Raw genomic sequence first — 23,775 nt, forward strand, 5'->3', positions numbered from 1 at the left:
GAGCGCGCGCGGGTGACGACGGGGCGCGAAAGGTGACGAGCGGGTACGGCGACGGCCCCGCCCCCGGATCGGGGACGGGGCCGTTCTCGTCGCCCTCACGCCGTCACGCCGGCACGTCGTCAGGCCGTCTCACCGTCAGGCTGTCTCGCCGTCAGGACGTGCCGAAGGCGATGGCCAGATAGCGTTCGCTCGAGCTGGAGAAGTCCGAGGCGTAGACCTGGGACATGAACAGGTGCCCGTTGTGGAAGAGGATCTCGGCGTAGTCCGTCGAGAAGCTGGTCTCCGCGTCACGGACCGCCTTGTCCGACGGGTTCTCCAGGAGCTTGGTCTCCTTGAACGAGGCGCCGTCGATGCTCACGATCTGACCGCCCTTGTCGTAGGGCGGCTCCTTGTACGCGATGATGTTGCCGCCGTCCATGCGCAGCGGAGTGATGGTGTAGCCCTCTCCCGCGTCGGCGCGCTGGCCGGTCTGCTTGCCGCTGCCGAGGTCGAAGGCGACGACCTCGTTGGTGTCGCGGAAGCTGCCCGAGCTGCCGTCGTGTTCGGCGGTGGCCAGGTAGGCCCGGTCGTTGCCGATCACGATGCCGGAGCAGCCCTCGATCCTGGTGATCCCGTCGCACTTGGCGGCGAACCGGTCGGCGGGCACCGAGATCTTGTTGCGCAGGGCGCCCGTCTTGTTGTCGATGCTGAAGATGTCGGAGATGCCGCGGCCCTTGGCGGAGTCGCCGATGTCCGCCGCGACCACCAGCGGGTCCGTCGACACCACGCTCGCGTACTCGACGCCCGTCGCCATCTTGTACTCGGAGATCACCTTCCCGGACTTCGGGTCGATGTTCTGGATGTGCAGCTGCGGGTTGTCGTAGTCACCGCACTTGCGCACGGCCACCAGCTTGTCGCCGCCGCCGTAGCCGGCGTCGTAGCAGGTGTCGCCCGGCTTCGGCGTCCACAGGGCCTTCCCGGTGGCGAGGTCGAAGGCGGCACCGCCGCTGGTGCTGCCCAGGGCGACCGTGCCCCCGCCGATGGTGACGTTGTCGAGGTTGATCGACTGGTCGCCGGACTTGACCGTCCGCGACCACAGCTTCGTTCCGGCGTCGAGGTCGATCGCCGAGACCTGGGAACAGCCGTGGTAGCGCTTGTCCTTGGTCGGCATGGCGGGCTCGTAGGCGATCACCGTCTTGTGGTCCGACGTGACGTGGCGGGTGACCTGGCACACCGGGCCGGGCAGCTTGATCGTCCACAGCTTGGTGCCCTTGCCGGGGTCGTAGCCGACGATCTCGGCGACGCCGCTCTTGGCGTACACCTTGTCGGTGAGCCAGGAGCCGGAGACGGTGGTGGTGTCGTCCACCTTCGGCATCGGCACCTGGAAGAGCACCTTGGCGTTGGTGTCGGCCGGCGCCTTCTCGTCGCCGCGGGTCGGCGTGCCGCCGCTGCCGCCCTTGTCGCCGCCCTTGCCTCCGGTGCCGCCGCTGGTGCCGGCGGTGTCCTTCTTGCCGCCGCTGTCGCCGGACGAGCTCGCGTACAGGACGCCGCCGCCGACGATCAGCGCGATCGCGACGACGGCCGCGACGATGATCAGCAGCTGCTTCTTCTTCTCCCTGTCGCCGCCCGGCAGGCCCGCCTGCGCCTGCGCCGGCACGGTGGCCTGCTGACCCGGATGGCCCGGCTGGCCGGGGTATCCGTAACCGGGCTGCGGAGTGCCGTACGCGCCCGGCTGCGGGGTGCCGTACCCACTGGGCTGCTGCTGGGCGTACGGGTTCGGCGCAGGTGCGGGGGCAGGGGCGGGCGTGGCCGGCCGGCCGGGGTAGCCGTAGCCCGCGGGCTGCTGCGGCGGCTGCGGGGGCTGGGGCGCCTGCGGGTAGCCGTAGCCGGGCTGGGGCTGCGGCGGACCCGACGGCGGCTGCGCCGGAGGCGGCGGGGTCTGCGGGGCGCCCTGGGGCGGCTGGGGTGCCTGCGGGTAGCCGTAGCCCGGGGCCGGCTGCTGCGGCGGCTGCGCGGGCCGCTGGTCCTGCGGCTGGCCGTAACCACCCTGCTGCGGCGGCTGGTTGGGCGGCGGGGGAGGCGGCTGGGTCATGACGGTACCTCGGATGAACGGGACGGGGTCGGGAGCGGTACGCAACGGCGCCGGCCGCGCTCGGGCGGCCGGCCTCGCCTCACTTGCCGAAGGCGAGCATCAGCTTCTCCCTCGACTCGTCGTTGCCGCTCAGCCGGGTGGTGGAGATGTAGAAGCGTCCGTCGACCCAGTCGACGTCCCGGGAGAAGAAGCCGTTCTCGATCTCCGCGGTGCTCTGCGGGTTCTGCAGCAGCTTGGTGATGGTGTGGGCCGACCCGGTGGCCGACACGGACACGACCTGGCCGCCCGCGTCGTACGACGGCTCGACGTACGCGACGAGATTCCCGTTCTCCACCCTGATCGGCAGCATCGAGGTGTCCTGCGGGGACTTCACCCGCCACTTCTCCTTGCCGGTGGCGAGGTTGACGGCCACGACCTCGTTGGCGCCGGTGGTGGCCTGCGTGGGCAGGTAGAGCGTGGTGGCGTCGGAGGCGACGGCCCGGCAGCCCTGGAGGTCGCGCTCCAGGATGGCCCAGCCGCACTGCGGGTCGAAGGAGGCCTTGGAGTCGACCTGGGAGCGGACGGATCCGTCGTTGTTCAGGGTCGAGATGTTGTAGTGCTTCTTGTTCTCGTCGGTCGAGTACAGCACGACGGGGTCGACGGAGAAGGCCCGCTGGACCGTCCAGCCCTTGGGGATCTTCCTGGTCCACTTGACCTTGCCGGTGGCCGGGTCGAGCTCCTGCACCTCGTCGTGCTCGTTGGAGCTGCCCGCACCGCAGGACGAGACCGCGATCAGCCGGGTGCCGCCCGCGAACGCGCCCGGGAAGCAGGCCTCGCCGTACCGCTTCTTGTCGTAGAGCTTGCGGCCGCTGTCGATGTCGTAGGCGACCCCCGACTGCGAGCGGCCCACCATCAGCGTCTTGCCGGTGACGGTCAGCTCGATGGTGATCGTGCTGTCGAACAGCTCGCCGTCGGAGACCTTGGTGCTCCAGCCCTTCTTGCCGGTGTTCAGGTCGATCTGCTGGAGCTGGTTGCAGGTGGCGCGGTCGCTGGAGCCGCTCTCGTAGGCCACGACGACCTTGTCGTCGGCAGACTTCTGCGGGGTCACCGCGCAGATCTTCTGCGGGAAGGTGATCGGCGCCCACGTGGGCTTGCCGTCGCCGACGTTGTAGGCCAGGACCTGCTTGTACGCCGCCTTCACCGCCGCCTTGTCGGTGATCCACATGCCGGGGGCGTCGGCGCCGGAACCGGGCGCGTCGGGCGCCTCCTTGTACCAGAGCACCTTCGCCTCGCCGTCCTTGCGGCCCGAGTTGAGGTCCTCCGGGTCATCGCCGCCGTCGCCGCTGCCGTCGCCGGGGTTGACCGGATCGCCGGACGCGGACGACCCCGAGGGCTTGGAGTCGCCGCTCTTCTGCGCGACCGGCTTCTTCTTGCCGCCGTCGTCGCCGCTGGTGACGGCCCACACGGTGCCGCCGACGACGAGCAGCGCGGCCACCGCGGCGCCGATCAGGACGGCGGGCTTGCCCTTGAACGGGTTGCGGGAGCCGCCGCCGGGCGGCGGGGTGCCGGGCGCGCCCGGGAACTGGGCCTGCGGGTAGCCGTAACCGGGCTGCTGCCCGTACGGGCCGGGCTGACCCGGCTGACCGTACGGACCGGGCTGCTGCGGGTAGCCGTACGGACCTGGCTGCTGCCCTGGCTGCGGCGGCCGGTCGTAGGGGCCGGGCGCGGGTGTGCCGGGTGCGGGGGCACCGGGTGCGGCGGGCGCGCCGTAGGGGCCCGGCTGGGCGTACGGTCCGGTCGGCCCCGGCTGGCCGGGCCGGCCGTAGGGGCCGGGCTGCTGCGGGTAGCCGTAGCCGGGCTGGGGCTGCGGCGGACCGGACGGCGGCTGCGCCGGAGGCGGCGGGGTCTGCGGGGCGTCCTGCGGCGGCTGCGCCGGAGGCGGGGGCGTGGCCTGCCGTGGGTCCTGCGGTTCCGGTGGTCCGAATCCGCCGTGCGGCGGCTGGTTGGGCGGCTGAGTCATCAGCGCGTTTCCCCCTCATCGACTGATTTTTAGCCACGCCCTGAGATTCGCGAAGGCCCCAGAGTCGCACTCACACAGGCCGGACACTTCTCCGGCCGCTCTTTCTTATCACCCGGCACCGACACGCCACCGGGCCGCGTCCGCCCCTGTTCCCAAGGGAGAACCGGCCCGTGATGCCCCCGTTACGCGCCTTCACGACCCCTTCACGCGGGGCACGCGCCGGTCTTCACGCGCCGGTCTTCACGCGCCGGTCTTCACGCGCCGGTCTTCACCGCCTAGGCGTCCTCGGCCAGTTCGAGCCAGCGCAGCTCCAGTTCCTCGCGCTCCCCCGTCAGGTCGCGCAGCCGGGCGTCGAGTTCGGCCACCTTCGCGAAGTCCGTGGCGTTCTCGGCGATCTGGGCGTGCAACGTGGTCTCCTTCTCGGAGATCCGGTCCAACTGCCGCTCGATCTTCTGGAGTTCCTTCTTCGCGGCGCGCTGCTCGGCGGCGCTCTTCTCCGTGGTCGCCGGCTTGGGCGCGGCGGTGGCGGCGGCGCGCGCGGCGACCGACTCCTCCATGCTCCGGCGCCGCTCAAGGTACTCGTCGATGCCGCGCGGCAGCATGCGCAGCGTGCCGTCGCCGAGGAGGGCGTGCACCGTGTCGGTGGTGCGCTCGACGAAGAACCGGTCGTGGGAGATGACGATCATCGAGCCGGGCCAGCCGTCGAGGAGGTCCTCCAGCTGGGTGAGGGTCTCGATGTCGAGATCGTTGGTGGGCTCGTCGAGGAAGAGGACGTTGGGCTCGTCCATGAGCAGGCGCAGCAGCTGAAGCCGGCGCCGCTCACCGCCGGACAGGTCGCCCACCGGCGTCCACTGCTTCTCCTTGCTGAAGCCGAACATCTCGCACAGCTGGCCGGCGGTCATCTCCCGCCCCTTGCCGAGATCCACGCGCTCGCGCACCTGCTGCACGGCCTCCAGGACCCGCCAGGTGGGGTCGAGTTCGGCGACCTCCTGGGACAGGTACGCCAGCTTCACCGTCCTGCCGACGGCGATCCGGCCGCCCGCGGGCTGTGCCTCGCCCTCGGTCCGGGCGGCCTGCTGCATGGCCCGCAGCAGGGAGGTCTTGCCGGCGCCGTTGACGCCGACGAGACCGATGCGGTCGCCGGGGCCGAGCTGCCAGGTGACGTGCTTGAGCAGCACCTTGGGCCCGGCCTGGACGGTCACGTCCTCCAGGTCGAAGACGGTCTTGCCGAGCCGCGAGGAGGCGAACTTCATCAGCTCGCTGCGGTCCCGCGGCGGCGGCACGTCCTTGATCAGCTCGTTGGCGGCCTCGACGCGGAAGCGCGGCTTGGACGTACGGGCGGGGGCGCCGCGCCGCAGCCAGGCCAGCTCCTTGCGGACCAGGTTCTGCCGCTTGGCCTCCTCGGAGGCGGCGATGCGCTCGCGTTCGGCGCGCGCGAAGACGTAGTCGGAGTAGCCGCCGTCGTACTCGTGGACCGTGCCGCGCTGCACGTCCCACATGCGGGTGCAGACCTGGTCGAGGAACCACCGGTCGTGGGTGACGCAGACCAGCGCCGAGCGCCGGCTGCGCAGGTGCCCGGCGAGCCAGGCGATGCCCTCGACGTCGAGGTGGTTGGTGGGCTCGTCCAGGACGATCAGGTCCTGCTCCTCGATGAGCAGCTTGGCCAGCGCGATGCGCCGCCGCTCACCACCGGACAACGGTCCGATGACGGTGTCCAGCCCCTTGGGGAAGCCGGGCAGGTCGAGCCCGCCGAACAGTCCCGTCAGCACGTCCCTGACCTTGGCGTTGCCCGCCCACTCGTGGTCGGCCATGTCCCGGATGACCTCGTGCCGGACGGTCGCCTCGGGGTCGAGGGAGTCGTGCTGCGTGAGCACCCCGAGCCGCAGCCCGCCGGAGTGCGTGACCCGCCCGGAGTCGGCCTCCTCCAGCTTGGCGAGCATCCGGATGAGCGTGGTCTTGCCGTCGCCGTTGCGTCCGACGACCCCGATCCGGTCCCCCTCGGACACGCCGAGTGACACACCGTCGAGCAGGGCACGCGTGCCGTACACCTTGCTGACGTTCTCGACATTGACCAGGTTGACGGCCATTTCACTCCTGTGCAGGGGGGCGGGTCAGCCTTCAAGCGTAGGGCCTTCGGGGTGGGGGGTGACGCGCGAGGGGATGGTCACTCTTTGTGATGACGTGATCGGGAAACGGCCGCTACCGTGGAGGGCAGGCAGCAGGATCCCGTCCATGGGAGGAACCATGACCGCCGAGTCCGTCAAGCACCGAGTCGAGTGGCCGGTGCCACCGCAGGACGGCTACACCGTGGACGACCTGTTCACGCTGCCGGATCTCCCGCCGCACACCGAGCTGATCGACGGGAGCCTGGTGTTCGTGAGTCCGCAGCGCCGTTTCCACTACCTTGTGATCAACTTGCTGTTCAACGGGCTCTGCAGCTCGCTCGCCCCGGAGTTCAGTGTCGAACGGGAGATGACCGTCGTCCTCGACAAGCGCAACGGCCCGGAACCCGACGTCAGCGTGGTTCGGGCCGACGCGGTCACCGGGCTGGAGCAGACCAGGTTTCAGGCCGAGGACGTACTGCTCGCCGTGGAGGTCGTGTCCCCGGACTCGGAATCCCGCGACCGTACGACCAAACCGCAGAAGTACGCCGCCGCGGGCATCCCGAACTTCTGGCGGGTCGAGCAGGACGGAACCACGGGCGGGCCCATCATTCACGTCTATGAGCTCGAACCACTCAGCAACTCCTACGTACACATGGGCATACACCGCGAACGGATCAAGGTTGACAAGCCCTACCCCATCGACATCGACCTGACCGCGATTGGCAAGGGCTGAGCTCCTCAGAGAACCGCCGCCCCCACCGCCGGGCTCTCCGCCGTCCGCACTGTCCGGCACGTCCCCGACGCGAGCAGCGCCCCCGCCACCGAAGCGGCCGTCTCCGTGTCAGGGACCAGGAACGCCGTCGTAGGCCCCGACCCCGACACCAGCCCCGCCCGCGCGCCCGCCGCACGCCCCGCCGCGAGTGTGTCCGCCAGCGACGGCCGCAGGGACAGCGCCGCGGGCTGGAGGTCGTTGGAGAGCGCGGCGGCGAGCGCGGTCGCGTCCCCCTTCGCCAGCGCGGCCAGCAGGTCCTCGGAGGCCACCGGTTCGGGGACCTCGATCCCCTCGTTGAGCCGGTCGAACTCGCCGTACACCGCCGGCGTGGACAGCCCGCCGTCGGCGACCGCGAACACCCAGTGGAAGGTGCCGCCCACCTCCAGGGCCGTCAGCTGCTCGCCGCGCCCGGTCCCGAGCGCCGCCCCGCCGACCAGGCTGAACGGCACGTCGCTGCCCAGTTCGGCACAGATGGCGAGGAGTTCGGCGCGCGAGGCGCCCGTACCCCACAGCGTGTTGCAGGCGAGCAGCGCCCCCGCGCCGTCCGCGCTGCCGCCCGCCATGCCGCCGGCGACCGGGATGTCCTTGGCGATGTGGATGTGGACGGCCGGCTCGATGCCCCGGCGCGCGGCGAGCGCGACGGCCGCGCGGGCGGCGAGGTTGGTGCGATCCAGGGGGACCTGGGCGGCGTCCGGGCCCTCGCAGGTGACGCGGAGTTCGTCCGCGGGCGTGACGGTGACCTCGTCGTACAGGCCGACCGCGAGGAAGACGTTCGCCAGGTCGTGGAAGCCGTCCGGGCGGGCGGCGCCGACGGCGAGCTGGACGTTGACCTTGGCCGGGACGCGGACGGTGACGCTCACTGGTTGTCGGACTCCCTGTGCTCTGCGATACGCGCGAACTCTTCCACAGTCAGCGATTCACCGCGCGCCTGCGGCGACACCCCGGCCGCGACCAGGGCCGCCTCGGCCGCCGCGGCCGACCCGGCCCATCCGGCGAGCGCGGCCCGCAGGGTCTTGCGGCGCTGGGCGAAGGCCGCGTCGACCACGGCGAACACCTCGCCCTTGGTGGCCGTGGTCTTGATCGGCTCGGTGCGCCGCACCAGCGACACCAGCCCGCTGTCGACGTTCGGCGCGGGCCAGAAGACGTTGCGGCCGATCGCGCCGGCCCGCTTGACCTCGGCGTACCAGTTCGCCTTCACGGACGGCACGCCGTACACCTTGGAGCCGGGAGCGGCGGCGAGCCGGTCGGCGACCTCCGACTGCACCATCACGAGGGTGCGCTCGATGCTCGGGAAGGTGTCGAGCATGTGCAGCAGCACGGGGACGGCGACGTTGTAGGGCAGGTTCGCCACCAGGGCGGTCGGGGCCGGGCCCGGCAGCTCGGTGACGTGCATGGCGTCGGAGTGCACCAGGGCGAACCGGTCGGCGCGGTCGGGCATGCGGGCGGCGACGGTCGAGGGCAGCGCGGCGGCGAGCACGTCGTCGATCTCGACGGCGGTCACCCGGTCGGCGGCCTGGAGCAGCGCCAGGGTGAGCGAGCCGAGCCCCGGGCCGACCTCGACGACCACGTCCTCGGGGTGCACGTCGGCGGTGCGGACGATGCGGCGGACCGTGTTCGCGTCGATCACGAAGTTCTGGCCGCGCTGTTTGGTGGGGCGTACGCCGAGGGCGGCCGCCAGCTCACGGACGTCGGCGGGGCCCAGGAGGGCGTCGGGGGTGGGGCTGCTCACGGCACAAGGGTACGGGGGTCCGGACCAGGTCTCGTCCTGGTCCGGCCTGCTCGACGAGACACCCCCCAGCCGTGCAGCCTGTCACACCCCCCTAGCCGTGCAGCCTGTTCCCGCACTGCGGCCAGGGGCCGGCCCCGCGCCGGACGTACAGCTTCTTGGCGCGGTACGTCTGTTCCTCCGCCGACGCGTCCTGCGGGCGGCCCCGGCCGCCGAGGCTGTGCCAGGTGCCCTCGTCGAGCTGGTACAGGCCCCCGTACGTGCCGGACGAGTCCACCGCGTCCGGCCGGCCACCGGACTCGCACTGCGCGAGACCCTGCCAGTTCAGGTGGTCGGTGCCCCGTACCGACGGCGGGTGGGGCCGTGTGCCGACCTTGACGATCTGCGAGCGCGGTGCGCGCACCACCTCCGACTCCACGCGCCGCGGCCGCTGCCGTACGCCGTTGACGGTGCGCAGGGTGTACGTGACCCGGAGCACCCCCGGCCGGCCGGCCCGTTCGACGATCTCCGTGCCCCGGAACAGGGTGGGATCGGCGGTGCGGCGCACGGTGAAGGGGATGGGCTCCTCGCGCACCTCGCGCATGCCGGTGATGCGCAGCACGGTGACGGTCTGCCCGTCGCGCGGGAAGCTGCCGGGCGGCACGGAGGTGGTGTCCTCGCCGCGCAGGGTGACTCCGGCCTCCTCCACCGCCTGCCCGACGGTCGGGGCGTTGGTGCGGATGGTGCGGGCGCGGCCGTCGGCCATGATCGTGACCGAGCGTTCGGTGCGCACGTCGAGCGTGAGTCCGGCGTGTCCGATCGGCCGGGAGCCCGGGACCGACAGATACGCGCCCTCCACGCGCACTCCCCACTGCCTGAGCGCCCCCTCGACGGTGCGGGCCGTCGTCCACAGCGCGTGCCGCTGTCCGTCCAGGGTGAGCCGGACCGGGTGACCGTGGCGGACCGAGACCTCGTCGCCACTGGTGAGGGCCGCGCCGGGGGCGGGTGCCACCGTGTCGTGGGCGCCGAGCCGCACGCCCTGCTCGACCAGCAGTTCGGAGACGTCGTCGGCGAAGGTGTGCAGGGTGCGCGACCGGCCGTCGACGCTCAGCTCGATCGCCTTGTCCTGGGCGACGAACGCGGTGGTGCCGCCCGCCAGGCAGGCGACGACCAGCGCCTGCGGCAGCAGCCGTCGTACGCCCGTCTCCGGACGCTCCGGGGAGCGCGCCCTGCGCCGCCGCGCGCCCCGGCGCGCCCCGCCGCGCCGCGTCTGCCGGGGAACCGACGGCTCCGGCTCACCGGTCTCACGGGTCCCGGCGGTCTCGTCATACGCCTCATACGCCTCGTACGACGGGCCGCAGGGCTCATACGGCGGGCGGTACGTCTCGTACGGCCGGCTGCTCACGCAGACACACTCCACAGGGCTGGGTCCGAGGGGTCGGATCGGAGCCCCAGAACCTAGCGGAGCGGTCGTCACTCTCCAAAGCGGCGCGACTACGGAGGGTGCTTACGGTGACGGTCGGAGCGTGACGGTCAGTAGGCGAAGGCGCGGGCGGTGTTCGCGGCGAGGGCCGTCGCCAGCGCGTCCTCGTCGATGCCGCGCACGGCGGCCATCGCGCGCACCGTGACGGGGATCAGATACGGCGCGTTCGGCCGCCCCCGGTACGGCGCCGGGGTGAGGAAGGGCGCGTCGGTCTCCACCAGGACCAGCTCCAGCGGGGCGACGGCGAGGGCGTCCCGCAGGTTCTGGGCGTTCTTGAAGGTGACGTTGCCGGCGAAGGACATGAACCAGCCCGCGCGGGCGCAGATCTCGGCCATCTCGGCGTCGCCGGAGTAGCAGTGGAACACCGTCCGCTCGGGGGCGCCCTCCTCCTTCAGGACGCGCAGGACGTCGGCGTGGGCCTCGCGGTCGTGGATGACGAGGGCCTTGCCGTGCCGCTTGGCGATCTCGATGTGGGCGCGGAAGGACCTCTCCTGCGCCTCCTTGCCCTCGGGCCCGGTGCGGAAGTAGTCCAGTCCCGTCTCGCCGACGCCCCTGACCTGCGGCAGCGCGGCAAGACGGTCGATCTCGGCGAGTGCCTCGTCGAGAGCGGCGTCACCACCGGGCTTCCGGGCGCCCTGCCGGGACCATCCGTCGGGGTCCCCGTGGACGATGCGCGGCGCCTCGTTCGGGTGGAGGGCGACCGTCGCGTGGACGCTCTCGTACGCGGCGGCCGTGTCGGCGGCCCAGCGCGAGCTGTTGATGTCGCAGCCGACCTGGACGACCGTGGTCACCCCCACCGACGCGGCCTTGGCCAGGCCTTCCTCGACCGTGCCGGACTGCATGTCGAGGTGGGTGTGCGAGTCGGCGACCGGTATCCGGAGGGGTTCCGGAAGCGGGGGCGCCGCGTTCTTGTCGGCATCGGAAGACATGCCCCGATCCTACGAAAGGGACAAGCCCTGCCGGACCCACCGACGCCACCCCACCGGCCGACCACAGCCCAGCCGACCGGCCGACGGCCGCACACAGCCCGACCGCAGACCGATCGCCCGACCGGTAGCCGCGCACAGGCCCACCACCGACCGCAGAACATCCGCCGGCCGCTCACCGACCGCCGGCCCGTCGACCAGCCGTCCGCACAGCGCGGCCGGCCAGCCGACCGTCAGCCCGACGCCCGCCCCCGAGCCGACCGCAGGTCCATCCACCGACCGCCGGCCCCACCGCCGAGCCCAGGCCGACCACCGACCGCTCGCCGACCGGCAGACCGGCAGACCGGCAGACCGCAGGCCACCCCGCCGGCCGTAGGTCCGTCCGCAAGCCGACCGGCAGACCGGCCGGAGGTCGGTCCGCCGCGCCGGCCCGTCAGCCCGCCGACCGTTCCGTCAGCCCGCCTTGCGGTGGTGGAACGGATGCAGCAGGTCGGACAGGTGCCAGTGATGGGGCTCCGGTCGGCCGGTCCCCGTCTCCTCCCCGGGCGCGGACTCGGGTGCCGGGTCCATCACGGGACCTGCCGGGCGCTGGTGCCGGTGCTCGTGTTCGTGCAGGTGGCTCTGTGCCGACGACACCCGGCCCGCCCGCATGATCCGCACGACGTGGCCGTCGCAGTTGCGGCAGCTGGGCCTGGACAGCGGCGACGGCACGACCCGGCCGTCAGCCACGTACAGCACGAAATCGTTGCCGTCGGCGTCCGTGTGGTGCTCTATCTCGTACGACTGCTCCCAGCCGTGCCCGCATCGCATGCAGGCGAAGGAGTACGACTCGTTGACGACGGCGGCAGCCGCGCCGCGGTGGCCGGCCTGCCCTGTGATCTCGCTCATGCCAGCTCCTCGTTTCCGCTGGGCGAAGGGACCGATCCGTCCCTTCCTCCAGTGGACGCCTCAGTCGGCGCCCGCGCAGCAGGCCTGTCGAGTGTTGGAGCCGATTTGGACCGCGCTTGCCCAAGGCTCCCCTGAACGGCAGGTGTCGCTTTGCCTTCCCGAAACGGCCCTTTGCCCCCGCATGGGGCGCGCGCTCATGCGAGATACGCCCTGCTCAGAGTGGGTGTGAGCGCCGTCTCGCAACCCGCGCGCGACCTCCCCGCGTCAACCCGCGTGCTTCGCCGCCACCACCGCGTCGAACACCTCGCGCTTGGGCACCCCGGCCTCCGCGGCGACCGCCGCGATGGCCTCCTTGCGCCGCTCGCCGGCCTCCTCGCGGACCCGTACCCGCCGCACCAGCTCCTCGGGACCGATCTCCTCCGGCCCCTTCTCCGGCGCCCCCTCGACCACCACCGTGATCTCGCCGCGCACCCCCTCCGCGGCCCACGCGGCCAGCTCGCCCAGTCCGCCGCGCCTGACCTCCTCGTAGGTCTTGGTCAGCTCGCGGCACACGGCGGCCCGCCGCCCGGAGCCGAACACCTCGGCCATCGCCGCCAGGGTGTCGTCGAGCCGGTGCGGGGCCTCGAAGTAGACCAGGGTGCGCCGCTCGTCGGCGACCTCCCGCAGCCGGGAGAGCCGCTCGCCCGCCTTGCGCGGCAGGAACCCCTCGAAGCAGAACCGGTCGACCGGCAGGCCGGACAGCGCCAGCGCGGTGAGCACGGCGGACGGCCCGGGCACGGCGGTCACCCGCACGTCCTTGGCCACGGCCGCCGCGACCAGCCGGTAGCCGGGGTCCGACACCGACGGCATGCCCGCGTCCGTCACCAGCAGCACCCGCGCTCCGCCGAGCAGCTCCTCGACCAGCTCCGGCGTCCGGGCGGACTCGTTGCCCTCGAAGTACGACACGATCCGCCCGCGCGGTGTCACGCCGAGCGCCTGCGCGAGCCGGCGCAGCCGCCGGGTGTCCTCCGCGGCGACCACGTCCGCGCCCGACAGTTCCTCGGCGAGCCGGGGCGGCGCGTCCTGGACGTCGCCGATGGGGGTGCCGGCCAAAACTAGGGTTCCACTCACACCCCCCATCCTCTCAAGCCTCCGCGTACGTCCCGCCCCGAGCGTCGCCGCGAGGCCGTTCACGGGCCGGGAAGCAGACGCATACCCCCCGGTACCGCCCATGCACGGGACTCACACAGCGCCGTTCCCTACGATGGCGCGGTGACCAGTACCGCGTCCTCCACGGACCCCCGGCAGGACCTGGCCCCCCACGACCAGCGGCCGTCGTGGCAGTGGCGGCTGCGCCGCTTCGGCTACGCGGCGGCCCCGGCGGGCCCCGCCAGTGACGTACGCGACCGGCTGGTGCCGCCGTACACCCGGCCGGGCACGCGGCTGTGGGCGGCCCTCGGGGTGCCGCACACGCTCGCCGACCGCCTCGAGCGCTGGTCGGGCTGGGGCGGGCCGCTGCTGGTCACACTGCTGGCGGGCGTGCTGCGGTTCTGGCACCTGGGCAGCCCGAAGGCGGTGATATTCGACGAGACGTACTACGCCAAGGACGCGTGGGCGATCGTCCACCGCGGCTTCGAGGTCAACTGGGACAAGAACGCCAACGACCTGATCCTGAGCACCGGCGGCCATGTGACGCTGCCCTCCGACGCGGCGTACGTGGTGCACCCGCCGGTCGGCAAGTACGTGATCGGCCTGGGCGAGCTGATGTTCGGGTTCAACCCGTTCGGCTGGCGCTTCATGACGGCGCTGCTCGGCACGCTCTCCGTGCTGATCCTGTGCCGGGTCGGCCGCCGGCTGTTCCGCTCCACCTTCCTCGGCTGCCTGGCGGGCACGCTGATGGCGGTGGACGGGCTGGCCTTCGTGATGAGCCGCACCTCGCTGCTCGACGGCGTGCTGATGTTCTTCGTGCTGGCCGCGTTCGCCTGTCTGCTCATCGACCGGGACCGGGCGCGCGCGAGACTCGCCGCCGCGCTCCCGGCCGACGCGGACGGCCGGGTGCGCCCCGACGCCCACACGGCCGACACCTTCTGGATGATGTGGCGCCCCTGGCGCTGGCTGGCGGGCCTGCTGCTGGGCCTGGCGATCGGCACCAAGTGGAACGGTCTGTTCTTCCTCATCGCCTTCGGTGTGATGACGGTGCTGTGGGACGTCGGCACCCGCAAGGTCGCCGGTGCCCGCCACCCGTACGTGGCGGTGCTCAAGTACGACGTGGGGTTCGCCTTCCTGGCCACGGTGCCGGTGGCGCTCCTCACCTACCTGCTGTCGTGGACCGGCTGGATCCTCTCCCCGGCGGACGGCACCGGCGGCTACTTCCGCAACTGGGCGGCGACCGACGGCAGGCGCAGCCACTGGAGCTGGCTGATGCCCGACTGGTGGCGCAGCCTGTGGCACTACGAGCACGAGGTCTACAAGTTCAACGTCGGCCTGTCCTCGCCGCACACGTACCAGTCGAACCCGTGGAGCTGGATCGTCGACGCCCGTCCGGTGTCGTACTTCTACGAGTCCCCCTCGCCCGGCACGGCGGGCTGCCCGTCCGACGCCGGCGACAAGTGCGCCCGCGAGGTCCTCGCGCTCGGCACGCCGGTGCTGTGGTGGGCGGCCTGCGCCGCGCTCGTGTACGTCCTGTGGCGCTGGTTCTTCCGCCGCGACTGGCGGGCCGGCGCGATCGCCTGCGGCATCGCGGCCGGCTGGCTGCCCTGGTTCAACTACCAGGAGCGGACGATCTTCTTCTTCTACACGATCGTCTTCGTGCCGTTCCTGTGCCTGGCCGTCACCATGCTGATCGGCGCGATCATCGGCCCACCCGGCTCCACGGACACCCGCCGCGTCATCGGCACCACCGGCGCGGGCGTCCTGGTCCTCCTGATCGCCTGGAACTTCATCTACTTCTGGCCGCTCTACACGGGCACGGCCATCCCGATCGACTCCTGGCGTTCACGGATGTGGCTGGATACGTGGGTCTAGCTGGGCAGACACGCTGGGAGGGCGCGGCCGATTGCCGCGCCCTCCCGGTCGTTGTCGGTCGTCAGCCGTCGCTGCTGGCCGCCCTCGGACGGCCCGGGGACGGCCCAGCCAGGGCACCGCGGCAGATTTACAGCGGGCTCCGTCCGCCATGCATGGCCTGCGGTTCTTTCTGCCTCTGCCGCTACTGGGGGACACCTGGGGGAATTTGGGCCTCCTACCCGACACGTCAAGATCCGCCGTCCCGCTCTCTCGTCCCGAGGCCTCGGCCCGGCAGCCATTGGAGGCTGATGATCCCCTCTACACGGGCACCGCCATCCCGATCGACTCCTGGCGTTCACGGATGTGGCTGGACACCTGGGTGTGAGTCAGCGGGCTGATCTCTCTTAGGACAACATCCGGAAACAGCCCTCACAGTTTCCCCGCACGCCACTTACAGTGCGGGGGAGGAAACGGGGAGGGAGCGCTCTCATGCGCAAGGGGGCCAAGGCCGCCATAGTCAGCGGTGTGTGCGTCGTGCTGGTGGGCGGCGCGGTGTACGGGGGTTACAACTTCGTGTCCGCGCTGAACGGGACCACCACCGCCGGGAGTGGGGCCGCCCCCGTGAAGACCGGGCCCCTGGACGGGGACGAGGTGAAGGAGGCGTCGGCGAAGTTCTTCACCGCGTGGGAGAAGGGCGACGCGGCGACGGCCGCCTCGTACACGAACTTCCCCGATGCGGCCCAGGAACTGCTCACGTCCTACGGCGGCGACGCGCACATCACCGATGTGAAGATCACGCCCCAGCAGGCCACCGGCACCACCGTTCCCTTCTCGGTCGAGGCGACCGTCTCCTACGACGGGAAGTCCGAACCGCTGGCCTACCGCAGCAGCCTGAGCATCGTGCGCGGCACCAACACCCACCGGCCGCTGGTCGACTGGCAGCCGGCTCTGGTGTACCCCGAGCTGAAGAAGGGCGACACGCTGGTCACGGGCGCGTCGGCCGCGCCGCCGATCGAGGCCGTCGACCGCAACGGCGCCGTGCTGACGAAGGAGAAGTACCCCTCCCTCGGGCCGATCCTGGACGAGCTGCGCGCGAAGTACGGCGACCAGGCGGGCGGTACGCCCTCCATCGAGCTGAGCATCCGTCACGCCGACACCAATGCCGCCGAGACCCCGATCGTCACCCTCGCCAAGGGCCGGGCGGGCAAGCTGCGCACCACGCTCAGCGCGAGCGCGCAGGCGGCGGCCGAGCAGGCCGTGCAACGGTTCACCGAGTCCTCGGTCGTGGCCGTGAAGGCGTCCACGGGTGAGGTGCTGGCGGTGGCCAACCACCGCGAGGACGCCTTCAACGCGGCGTTCCTGGGGCGTCTCGCCCCCGGCTCCACGATGAAGATCATCAGTGCCGCCGCCCTCATCGACAACGGGGTCACCACGGCCAACGGGCCTGCCCCCTGCCCTCCGGATGCGGTGTGGCAGAGCCAGACCTTCCACAACCTCAAGGGCCTCACCGCCGACGAGCACGCCACCCTCTCCGACAGCTTCGCGCGCTCCTGCAACACGGCCTTCGTCAAGCTCACCGACGACCTCGCGCACCGGGCCGGGTCGGACGCCCTGACCAGGGAGGCCCAGGACCGCTTCGGTCTCGGCCGGGACAACTGGAAGAGCGGCATCCCCTCCTTCGACGGCTCGGTGCCCGCCGTCACCGGCCCGGACCAGGCGGCCAACATGATCGGGCAGGGCCAGGTGCAGATGAGCCCGCTGAACATGGCGTCGGTGACGGCCACCGCGATGACGGGCCGGTTCCGTCAGCCGGTCCTCGTCTCCCCGAAGCTCGACGACCGTGAACTCGCCACGGCCCGGGGCCTTTCGGCGAGCACGGTCGCCCAGCTGCGGCGGATGATGAACCGCACCGCCACCAGCGGCACCGCGGCCGTCGCGATGTCCGGGCTGAGCGGCAGCATCGGGGCGAAGACCGGCTCCGCCGAGGTCGACGGGCAGGCGAAGTCCAACAGCTGGTTCACCGGGTACCGGAACGACGTGGCGGCCGCCGCCATGACCCAGGAGGGCGGCCACGGCGGTGACGCGGCCGGCCCGATCGTGGCGGCGGTGCTGCGCGCGGGCGGCTGAGCCGGGCGGCCCGGCTTTGTCGCAGCTTGGCTACGGACGGGTGGCCGAAGTCACCCGCACAGGGCGGGACTCTAGGGTAGGTGCCGTCGTTGGGTGCGTGGGTGCGCCGAAGACGGCAAGAGCAGCGCGGGCGGCGGGGGCCTGGGGATCGCAAAGGACGGAAGGCAGTGGGGAAGAGAAGGCGCGTCGCCGAGCGACGGAAGACGAGTCCGGCCGTGGTCGGCAGTGTGATCGCCGTGGTCGCCGTCGGCGCCGGTGTCGGTGCGTACGCGCTGTACGGCGGTGGTGCCGCGGCCGAGGACCAGACCCGGACCACGTCGGCGAGCGGCCACCGGAAGGTGCCCACCGGCCCCCTGTCGGCGGCCGAGGTGCAGACCACGGCCGGGCGCTTCCTGTCGGCCTGGCAGCAGGGCAGGCCGACCGAGGCGGCGGCCACGACCAGCGACTCCGCCGCGGCCGGCGCCCTGCTCATCGGTTACGCCAAGGACGCGTACCTCAAGGACGTCACGCTGACCGAGGGCACCCCCAGCGGCGGCAAGGTCCCCTTCCACGTCAAGGCGACGGTGTCGTACAAGGGCCTGAGCAAGCCGCTGTCGTACGACAGCGCGCTCACCGTCGTGCGCCGCGCCACCGACGGCGCACCGGTGGTCGACTGGCACGCCTCCGTCGTCCACCCCGACCTCAAGGACGGCGACAGGCTGGTCACCGGCGAGTCCGGCACCCCTCCGGTCAAGGCCCTGGACCGGAACGGCGGCGAGCTGACCGCCGCCAAGTACCCGTCGCTGGGCACGGTGCTGGACGGGCTGCGCGACAAGTACGGCAAGACGGCCGGCGGCAAGGCGGGCGTCGAACTGCGTGTGGTGCGCGGCACCGCGTCGAAGAAGGCGGAGCTGCCCGACAAGACGCTGGCCGAGCTGAGCAAGGGCACCCCGGGCACGGTGAAGACGACGCTGAGCCCCAGCCTCCAGGCCGCCGCCGAGGAGCAGGTGTCCGAGCAGAAGCGGGCGTCGGTGGTCGTGATGCGCCCGTCGACGGGTGAGATCCTCGCCGTGGCGAACACCGGCCACGGCTTCAACACCGCCTTCCAGGGCTCCCTCGCGCCCGGCTCCACGATGAAGATCGTGACCTCGACGATGCTGTTCGAGAAGGGGCTCGTCACCCCGGACGCCTCGCACCCCTGCCCCAAGACGTACAAGCTCGCCGGCTGGACGTTCCACAACGACGCCGACTCCGAGATCAAGAAGGGCAGCTTCAAGTTGAGCTTCGGGGCCTCCTGCAACAACGCCTTCATCGATTTCGCGCCGAAGCTGTCCAACAGCGACCTGACGAAGGAGGCCCAGCAGGTCTACGGCCTCGGCCTGAACAACTGGGCCATCGGCGTGCCGTCGTTCGACGGCGCCGTCCCGGTGCAGAGCGGCGCGCAGATGGGCGCCTCGCTGATCGGGCAGGGCGGGGTGCGCATGAACCCGCTGAACATGGCGTCGGTGTCGGCGACGGTGCAGGCGGGCGTCTTCCACCAGCCGTACCTGGTGGACCCCTCGGTGGACCATCGCACGCTGGCGAAGGCCTCGCGCACGATGTCGTCGAAGACCCGGGCGCAGCTGAAGGACGTCATGGCGTACACCGCGGCGTACGGCACGGCGGCCAAGGCGATGTCCGGGGTCGGCGGCGACGTCGGCGCCAAAACCGGCTCCGCCGAGGTCGACGGCCAGAAGATGCCGAACGGCTGGTTCACCGCCTACCGTGGTGATCTCGCGGCGGCGGGCGTCGTCCAGGCGGGCGGCCACGGCGGCGACACCGCGGGGCCGATCGTGGCGGCTCTGCTGAAGATGGGCGGCTGAGCGAGCGAGGTCCGTTCAGTGGTGGACCATGGCCCTGCTGGTCGCCGCGGCGGCCGTGTAGGTGCGCCGCAGGAATCTCAGCAGCGTCCTGGTCTCGAACTCCACCACCGAGACGCCCTGCGCGGAGTGGAACTCGACCACGGCCTGCACCCGGCCGCAGGGCCACACCCGCACCGGTCCGCTGCCGACGGGGGCGCGCAGCCCCTGTTCGAGCAGCGACCGGGGGAACCTCCACTCGTGCGGGCCGGGCAGCGCGATCCTCACCGAGTGCGGGTCGTTCTCCGGGTCGTAGCGCAGAGCGACCGGGACGGCGCCGTGCTCGTCCACGGAGTTGTCATCGGTGACTATGTGGGCTCGCGCGTACTGTTCGACTACAGGCATCAGACGGCCCCTCACACTCGGTGACCTACCCGGCAACTACTTTTCCGTTTTGTTACCAATGTCCCATATTTTCTGATTTACACATCCTGGCGGCCGGCCGCTCAGATGTGGTGGCGACTGTGATGACGACCTCCTCGCTCTTGCAACCAGTTCGCAACAAGCCACTATCATCGAACGGTGCATGTGCCTGACGGATTCATCAACGCCCCTACGTCCGCCGCCGCCGGAGTGGTCGCCGCCGGTGCCCTCGCGGTGAGCCTGCGCGGCGCGCGCCGGGAGCTCGACGAGCGCACCGCACCGCTGGCCGGCCTGGTCGCCGCGTTCATCTTCGCGGTGCAGATGCTCAACTTCCCCGTCGCGGCCGGCACCAGCGGCCACCTCCTGGGCGGGGCGCTCGCCGCGATACTCGTGGGCCCCTACACGGGGGTCCTGTGCGTCTCCGTCGTCCTGCTCATGCAGGGCATCCTCTTCGCCGACGGCGGGCTGACCGCGCTCGGCGTCAACATCACCGACATGGCGATCACCACGACGGTCGTGGCGTACGCCGTCTTCCGCGGCCTGGTTAAGGTGCTGCCGCGCCGCCGCCGCTCGGTCACCGTCGCCTCCTTCGCCGCCGCGCTCCTCTCCGTCCCTGCCGCCGCCGTCGTCTTCACGCTGATCTACGCGGTCGGCGGCACCACCGACGTGTCGATCGGCAAGGTCGCCACCGCGATGATCGGCGTGCACGTCCTCATCGGCATCGGCGAGGCCGCGATCACCGCTCTGACCGTCGGCGCCGTCATCGCCGTACGGCCGGACCTGGTGTACGGCGCGCGCGGGCTGCAACAACGGCTGAAGCTGCGGGTGAACGGCGAGCTGGTAGACGCCCCCGCCGCCGAGCCCGCGCCCGTCCCGACAGCGGCGCGCTCGCACCGCAAGCTGTGGATCACCGGCCTGGTCACCTCGCTCGTCCTCGCCGGCTTCGTCAGCTTCTACGCCTCGGCCAGCCCCGACGGCCTGGAGAAGGTCGCCCACGACCACGGCATCGACAAGAAGGAGGAGCGGCACACCTCCGCCGACTCCCCGCTCGCCGGCTACGGCGTGAAGGACGTCTCCGACGCCCGGCTGTCCGGCGGGCTCGCGGGCGTGATCGGCGTCGGCTCCACCGTCGTCGTGGGCAGCACCGTCTTCTGGGTGGTGCGCAGGCGCCGTACGGCCGCCTCCTCCCGTCCCTCTTCGCAGGCCGCCTGATGGGGGCCGGGCACGCACACCGGCTGTACCGGCACGGGCACTCGCCCGTGCACGCGCTGCCGCCGCACACGAAGCTCGCCGCGGCCTTCGCCTTCGTCGTGGTCGTGGTGTCGACCCCGCGCGAGGCGATGTGGGCCTTCGCGCTGTACGCCGTGCTGCTCGCGGTCGTCGCGTCCGTGGCGCGCGTGCCCGCCGGTTTCCTGCTCGGACGGCTGCTGATCGAGATCCCGTTCGTCGCCTTCGCCGTGCTGATGCCGTTCGTGGCGGAGGGCGAACGGGTCGACGTCCTCGGCATGTCCCTGAGCGTGAGCGGTCTGTGGGGCGCGTGGAACGTGCTCGCCAAGGGCACGCTCGGGGTCGCCGCGTCCGTGCTGCTGGCGAGCACGACCGAGCTGCGCGAGCTGCTGCTGGGCCTGCAGCGCCTGAAGCTGCCCCCGCTGCTGGTCCAGATCGCCTCCTTCATGATCCGCTACGGCGATGTGATCACCGACGAGATGCGGCGCATGCGGATCGCCCGGGAGTCGCGCGGTTTCGAGGCGCGCGGCATCCGGCACTGGGGGGTGCTCGCCAAGTCCGCGGGCGCGCTGTTCATCCGCTCCTACGAGCGCGGGGAGCGGGTGCATTTGGCCATGGTGAGCCGCGGCTACGCCGGTTCGATGCCGGTCATCGACGAGGTGACCGCCTCACGGGCGCAGTGGTCGTACGCCCTCGCCCTCCCCTGTGCCGCGCTCGTCGTCTGTCTGCTGGGATGGGTCCTGTGACTGTGCCTTCTCTCGAGGTCTCCGGCCTCGCCTTCGCCTACCCCGACGGGCACCAGGCCCTGTTCGGCGTCGACTTCTCCATCGCGCGCGGGGAGCGGGTGGCCCTGCTCGGCCCGAACGGCGCCGGGAAGACGACCCTCGTCCTGCATCTCAACGGCATCCTCGGGGGCGGGACGGGCACGGTGACGGTGGCCGGGCTGCCGGTCGGCAAGCGGCACATGGCCGAGATCCGGCAGAAGGTCGGCATCGTCTTCCAGGACCCGGACGACCAGCTGTTCATGCCGACGGTGCGGGAGGACGTGGCGTTCGGACCGGCGGCGGCCGGCCTGAAGGGACCGGAGCTCGAGCGGCGGGTGCGTTCGGCCCTGGAGCGGGTCGGCATGCAGGACTTCGCCGACCGCCCGCCGCACCACCTCTCCTTCGGCCAGCGCCGCCGGGTGGCCGTGGCGACGGTGCTCGCCATGGAACCGGAGATCCTGGTCCTGGACGAGCCGTCGTCCAACCTCGACCCGGCCTCGCGCCGCGAACTCGCCGACATCCTGCGCTCGCTGGACGTGACGGTGCTCATGGTCACCCACGACCTGCCGTACGCGCTGGAGCTGTGCCCGCGCTCGCTGATCCTGAGCGACGGGGTGATCGCGGCGGACGGCCCGACGGGCGAGCTGCTCTCCGACGACGCGCTGATGGGCGCCCACCGCCTTGAACTGCCGTTCGGCTTCGACCCGCGCTCGGTGACGGCGAGGACCTGACCCCCGAGGAATCGCAGGCGGCACGCCTGTGTTGCACTCACTGTCGCAGGTGATGGACGGATACGAGCGCCGAGCGGCAAGTGGCGAGCGACAGCGACAGGAGTGCGGACGTGGACGTGAACGGTGCGGTGGCCGAGGGCTTCGAGCCGGTCAGGGACGCGTTCGCGGGGAACTTCACCGCGCGGGGCGAGCGGGGCGCGGCGGTCGCGGTGTACCGGGACGGGCACAAGGTCGTCGACCTGTGGGCCGGGACCCGGGACGTGGACGCCGTCGCCGACGGCACGGCGGACGGTACCGCGGGTGGTCCGGCCGGCGGTGCGGCGCCCTGGGAGCGGGGCACCGCGCAGATCCTGCGCTCGGCGACCAAGGGCGTCGCCGCCGCCGTGCTCCTGCTGCTGCACCAGCGCGGGGAGCTGGACCTGGACGCCCCGGTGGGCACCTACTGGCCCGAGTACAAGGCGGCCGGCAAGGAGCGGACGCTGGTGTGGCACCTCCTGGCCCACCGGGCGGGCGTGCCCGTGCTGGACCGGCCGCTCACGCCCGCGCAGGCCGCCGATCCGGTGCTCGGCGCGGAGGCGGTGGCGGCCCAGGCGCCCGTGTGGGAGCCGGGCGCGGACCACGGCTACCACGCGCAGACGTACAGCTGGCTGACGGGCGAGCTGGTGCTCAGGGTCACCGGCCGCACGATCGGCCAGTGGATCGCGGACGAGATAGCCGGGCCGGTCGGCGCGGACCTGTGGGTCGGCCTGCCGGAGGGCGAGGCGCCGCGCGTGGGCCGGGTGGGGCGCGTCGAGCCCCCGGCCACCGAGAGCGGCGCACTGCGGACCCGCCCCCGGCGTGCGGTCGCCGAGGCCTACGCCGACCCGTACTCCCTCACCCGCCGCGCCTTCGGCGCGATCACCCCGCAGCCCGACGAGAACGACCCCGCGTACAAGGCGGCCGTCCTGCCCGCCTCCAACGGCATCGCGACGGCCGAGGGCCTGGCCCGCTTCTACGCCTCGCTCATCGGCGAAGTGGACGGCGGGGTACGCCTGTTCACGCCGGAGACGGCGGCCCGCGCCCGCGCGGAGGCCTCGGCGGGCCCGGACCGCGTCCTCGTCGTCCCCACCCGCTTCGGCCTCGGCTACATGCTGCACGGCAGCGCGTCCCCGCTGCTCGCGCCGGGCTCCTTCGGCCACCCGGGCCGCGGCGGCGCGCTCGGCTTCGCCGACCCGGAGTCGGGCATCGCCTTCGGCTATGTCACCAACGGCTTCCGCACCAGTGTGACGGCGGACCCGAGGGCCCAGGCGCTGGTACGGGCCGTGCGGGCGTCACTGGCGTAGGCACGGCGCCGGAACCGGACGCAGGGCTTTCAGCGGGGCCCCAGCAGGGTCTTCAGATGTGGATCGGCTGGGACGTGCGGCCCGACGCCTGGTCGATCTCCTCGTGCGCTTTGGTGAGAAGCTCCATGGCCAGCTCGTTCAGCGCGCGTGCCCCGGCGATCTCCTCGCCGACGCGTGGCTGATTGGAATCGGTGCGGTGCCTGCTTGCCCGCCCGTGCGACCGGACCTCGCTGCCGTCGGGCAGTCGCACCAGAGCCGCCGCCCGCGTGTGCTGGTCGTCCTCCTGGAACTCGAGCTCGACGTGCCATCCCACGGCAGTCATCATCATGACCATCACCTCCGGAACACCTCCTTCCAGGGTGCTCCTTTCGCCGCCGACACGCAGCATCAGCCCCAACCCGCGGGCGGCGACCGGGCCCTGGCCCCAGGCGGC

19 protein-coding genes are annotated in these 23,775 nt (G+C 72.0%); 8 read left to right on the forward strand and 11 right to left on the reverse strand.

Annotation, left to right across the window (positions count from 1 at the left end; all coding sequences use genetic code 11):
• Nucleotides 1-151: 151 nt before the first annotated feature.
• The 3 genes from IE318_RS12515 to IE318_RS12525 form a co-directional block, all read right to left on the reverse strand.
• A complete protein-coding gene (locus IE318_RS12515; protein ID WP_189899648.1) occupies nucleotides 152-2,071 on the reverse strand; it encodes an outer membrane protein assembly factor BamB family protein in 1,920 nt (639 codons plus the stop codon).
• 79 nt (nucleotides 2,072-2,150) lie between these two features.
• Nucleotides 2,151-4,070 (reverse strand): outer membrane protein assembly factor BamB family protein, encoded by a 1,920-nt coding sequence (locus IE318_RS12520; RefSeq protein ID WP_189899650.1) that lies wholly within the window; start codon nucleotides 4,068-4,070, stop codon nucleotides 2,151-2,153.
• A 275-nt stretch (nucleotides 4,071-4,345) separates the two neighbouring features.
• Nucleotides 4,346-6,157 (reverse strand): ABC-F family ATP-binding cassette domain-containing protein, encoded by a 1,812-nt coding sequence (locus IE318_RS12525; protein WP_189899652.1) that lies wholly within the window; start codon nucleotides 6,155-6,157, stop codon nucleotides 4,346-4,348.
• A gap of 157 nt (nucleotides 6,158-6,314) precedes the next feature.
• Between IE318_RS12525 and IE318_RS12530 the strand changes: the two genes are divergently transcribed.
• Nucleotides 6,315-6,908, forward strand: a complete 594-nt coding sequence (locus tag IE318_RS12530) for a Uma2 family endonuclease (protein WP_189899779.1) — start codon at nucleotides 6,315-6,317, stop codon at nucleotides 6,906-6,908.
• 5 nt (nucleotides 6,909-6,913) lie between these two features.
• On the opposite strand, the gene IE318_RS12535 is transcribed toward IE318_RS12530, so the two are convergent.
• The 6 genes from IE318_RS12535 to rsmI form a co-directional block, all read right to left on the reverse strand.
• A complete protein-coding gene (locus tag IE318_RS12535; RefSeq protein WP_189899654.1) occupies nucleotides 6,914-7,807 on the reverse strand; it encodes a 4-(cytidine 5'-diphospho)-2-C-methyl-D-erythritol kinase in 894 nt (297 codons plus the stop codon).
• The gene (rsmA, locus tag IE318_RS12540) at nucleotides 7,804-8,676 is read right to left on the reverse strand and encodes a 16S rRNA (adenine(1518)-N(6)/adenine(1519)-N(6))-dimethyltransferase RsmA (protein WP_030163964.1); all 873 of its coding nucleotides are present in this window, start codon (nucleotides 8,674-8,676) and stop codon (nucleotides 7,804-7,806) included. Before rsmA ends, IE318_RS12535 begins: the two co-directional genes overlap by 4 nt.
• A 91-nt stretch (nucleotides 8,677-8,767) precedes the next feature.
• Nucleotides 8,768-10,096 (reverse strand): resuscitation-promoting factor, encoded by a 1,329-nt coding sequence (locus tag IE318_RS12545; protein ID WP_444546215.1) that lies wholly within the window; start codon nucleotides 10,094-10,096, stop codon nucleotides 8,768-8,770.
• A gap of 89 nt (nucleotides 10,097-10,185) precedes the next feature.
• Entirely contained in the window at nucleotides 10,186-11,064 is an 879-nt protein-coding gene (locus IE318_RS12550) for a TatD family hydrolase (protein WP_189899667.1), read from the reverse strand.
• Nucleotides 11,065-11,514: 450 nt separating this feature from the next.
• Nucleotides 11,515-11,949, reverse strand: a complete 435-nt coding sequence (locus IE318_RS12555) for a hypothetical protein (protein WP_189899669.1) — start codon at nucleotides 11,947-11,949, stop codon at nucleotides 11,515-11,517.
• 264 nt (nucleotides 11,950-12,213) lie between these two features.
• Nucleotides 12,214-13,059 carry a 16S rRNA (cytidine(1402)-2'-O)-methyltransferase gene (rsmI, locus tag IE318_RS12560; RefSeq protein WP_189899671.1) on the reverse strand — a complete coding sequence of 282 codons (846 nt, stop codon included), beginning with the start codon at nucleotides 13,057-13,059 and terminating at the stop codon, nucleotides 12,214-12,216.
• Between the two features lie 141 nt (nucleotides 13,060-13,200).
• Between rsmI and IE318_RS12565 the strand changes: the two genes are divergently transcribed.
• The 3 genes from IE318_RS12565 to IE318_RS12575 all read left to right on the forward strand — a co-directional run bounded on the left by IE318_RS12565 (nucleotide 13,201) and on the right by IE318_RS12575 (nucleotide 18,899).
• On the forward strand, nucleotides 13,201-14,952 hold the full coding sequence (locus tag IE318_RS12565; RefSeq protein WP_189899679.1) for a dolichyl-phosphate-mannose--protein mannosyltransferase: 1,752 nt from the start codon (nucleotides 13,201-13,203) through the stop codon (nucleotides 14,950-14,952).
• A 468-nt stretch (nucleotides 14,953-15,420) separates the two neighbouring features.
• Nucleotides 15,421-17,058, forward strand: a complete 1,638-nt coding sequence (locus IE318_RS12570) for a penicillin-binding transpeptidase domain-containing protein (RefSeq protein ID WP_189899681.1) — start codon at nucleotides 15,421-15,423, stop codon at nucleotides 17,056-17,058.
• A gap of 167 nt (nucleotides 17,059-17,225) precedes the next feature.
• Entirely contained in the window at nucleotides 17,226-18,899 is a 1,674-nt protein-coding gene (locus IE318_RS12575; RefSeq protein WP_189899684.1) for a penicillin-binding transpeptidase domain-containing protein, read from the forward strand.
• 15 nt (nucleotides 18,900-18,914) lie between these two features.
• On the opposite strand, the gene IE318_RS12580 is transcribed toward IE318_RS12575, so the two are convergent.
• Nucleotides 18,915-19,280, reverse strand: a complete 366-nt coding sequence (locus IE318_RS12580; protein ID WP_189899686.1) for an SsgA family sporulation/cell division regulator — start codon at nucleotides 19,278-19,280, stop codon at nucleotides 18,915-18,917.
• A gap of 177 nt (nucleotides 19,281-19,457) precedes the next feature.
• On the opposite strand from IE318_RS12580, the gene IE318_RS12585 reads away from it, so the two are divergent.
• The 4 genes from IE318_RS12585 to IE318_RS12600 all read left to right on the forward strand — a co-directional run bounded on the left by IE318_RS12585 (nucleotide 19,458) and on the right by IE318_RS12600 (nucleotide 23,342).
• The gene (locus IE318_RS12585) at nucleotides 19,458-20,510 is read left to right on the forward strand and encodes an energy-coupling factor ABC transporter permease (protein ID WP_189899688.1); all 1,053 of its coding nucleotides are present in this window, start codon (nucleotides 19,458-19,460) and stop codon (nucleotides 20,508-20,510) included.
• Complete coding sequence (gene cbiQ, locus IE318_RS12590) at nucleotides 20,510-21,271, forward strand: cobalt ECF transporter T component CbiQ (protein ID WP_189899690.1); 762 nt, start codon at nucleotides 20,510-20,512, stop codon at nucleotides 21,269-21,271. Before IE318_RS12585 ends, cbiQ begins: the two co-directional genes overlap by 1 nt.
• Nucleotides 21,259-22,020 carry an energy-coupling factor ABC transporter ATP-binding protein gene (locus IE318_RS12595; RefSeq protein WP_030163942.1) on the forward strand — a complete coding sequence of 254 codons (762 nt, stop codon included), beginning with the start codon at nucleotides 21,259-21,261 and terminating at the stop codon, nucleotides 22,018-22,020. Before cbiQ ends, IE318_RS12595 begins: the two co-directional genes overlap by 13 nt.
• A 110-nt stretch (nucleotides 22,021-22,130) precedes the next feature.
• Nucleotides 22,131-23,342, forward strand: coding sequence for a serine hydrolase domain-containing protein (locus IE318_RS12600; RefSeq protein WP_189899692.1), 1,212 nt, complete (start codon nucleotides 22,131-22,133; stop codon nucleotides 23,340-23,342).
• A 52-nt stretch (nucleotides 23,343-23,394) separates the two neighbouring features.
• On the opposite strand, the gene IE318_RS12605 is transcribed toward IE318_RS12600, so the two are convergent.
• Complete coding sequence (locus IE318_RS12605) at nucleotides 23,395-23,670, reverse strand: DUF1876 domain-containing protein (protein ID WP_030163937.1); 276 nt, start codon at nucleotides 23,668-23,670, stop codon at nucleotides 23,395-23,397.
• Nucleotides 23,671-23,775 lie beyond the last annotated feature (105 nt).

The organism is Streptomyces spiralis (assembly GCF_014654675.1).
Lineage (GTDB): Bacteria > Actinomycetota > Actinomycetes > Streptomycetales > Streptomycetaceae > Streptomyces > Streptomyces spiralis.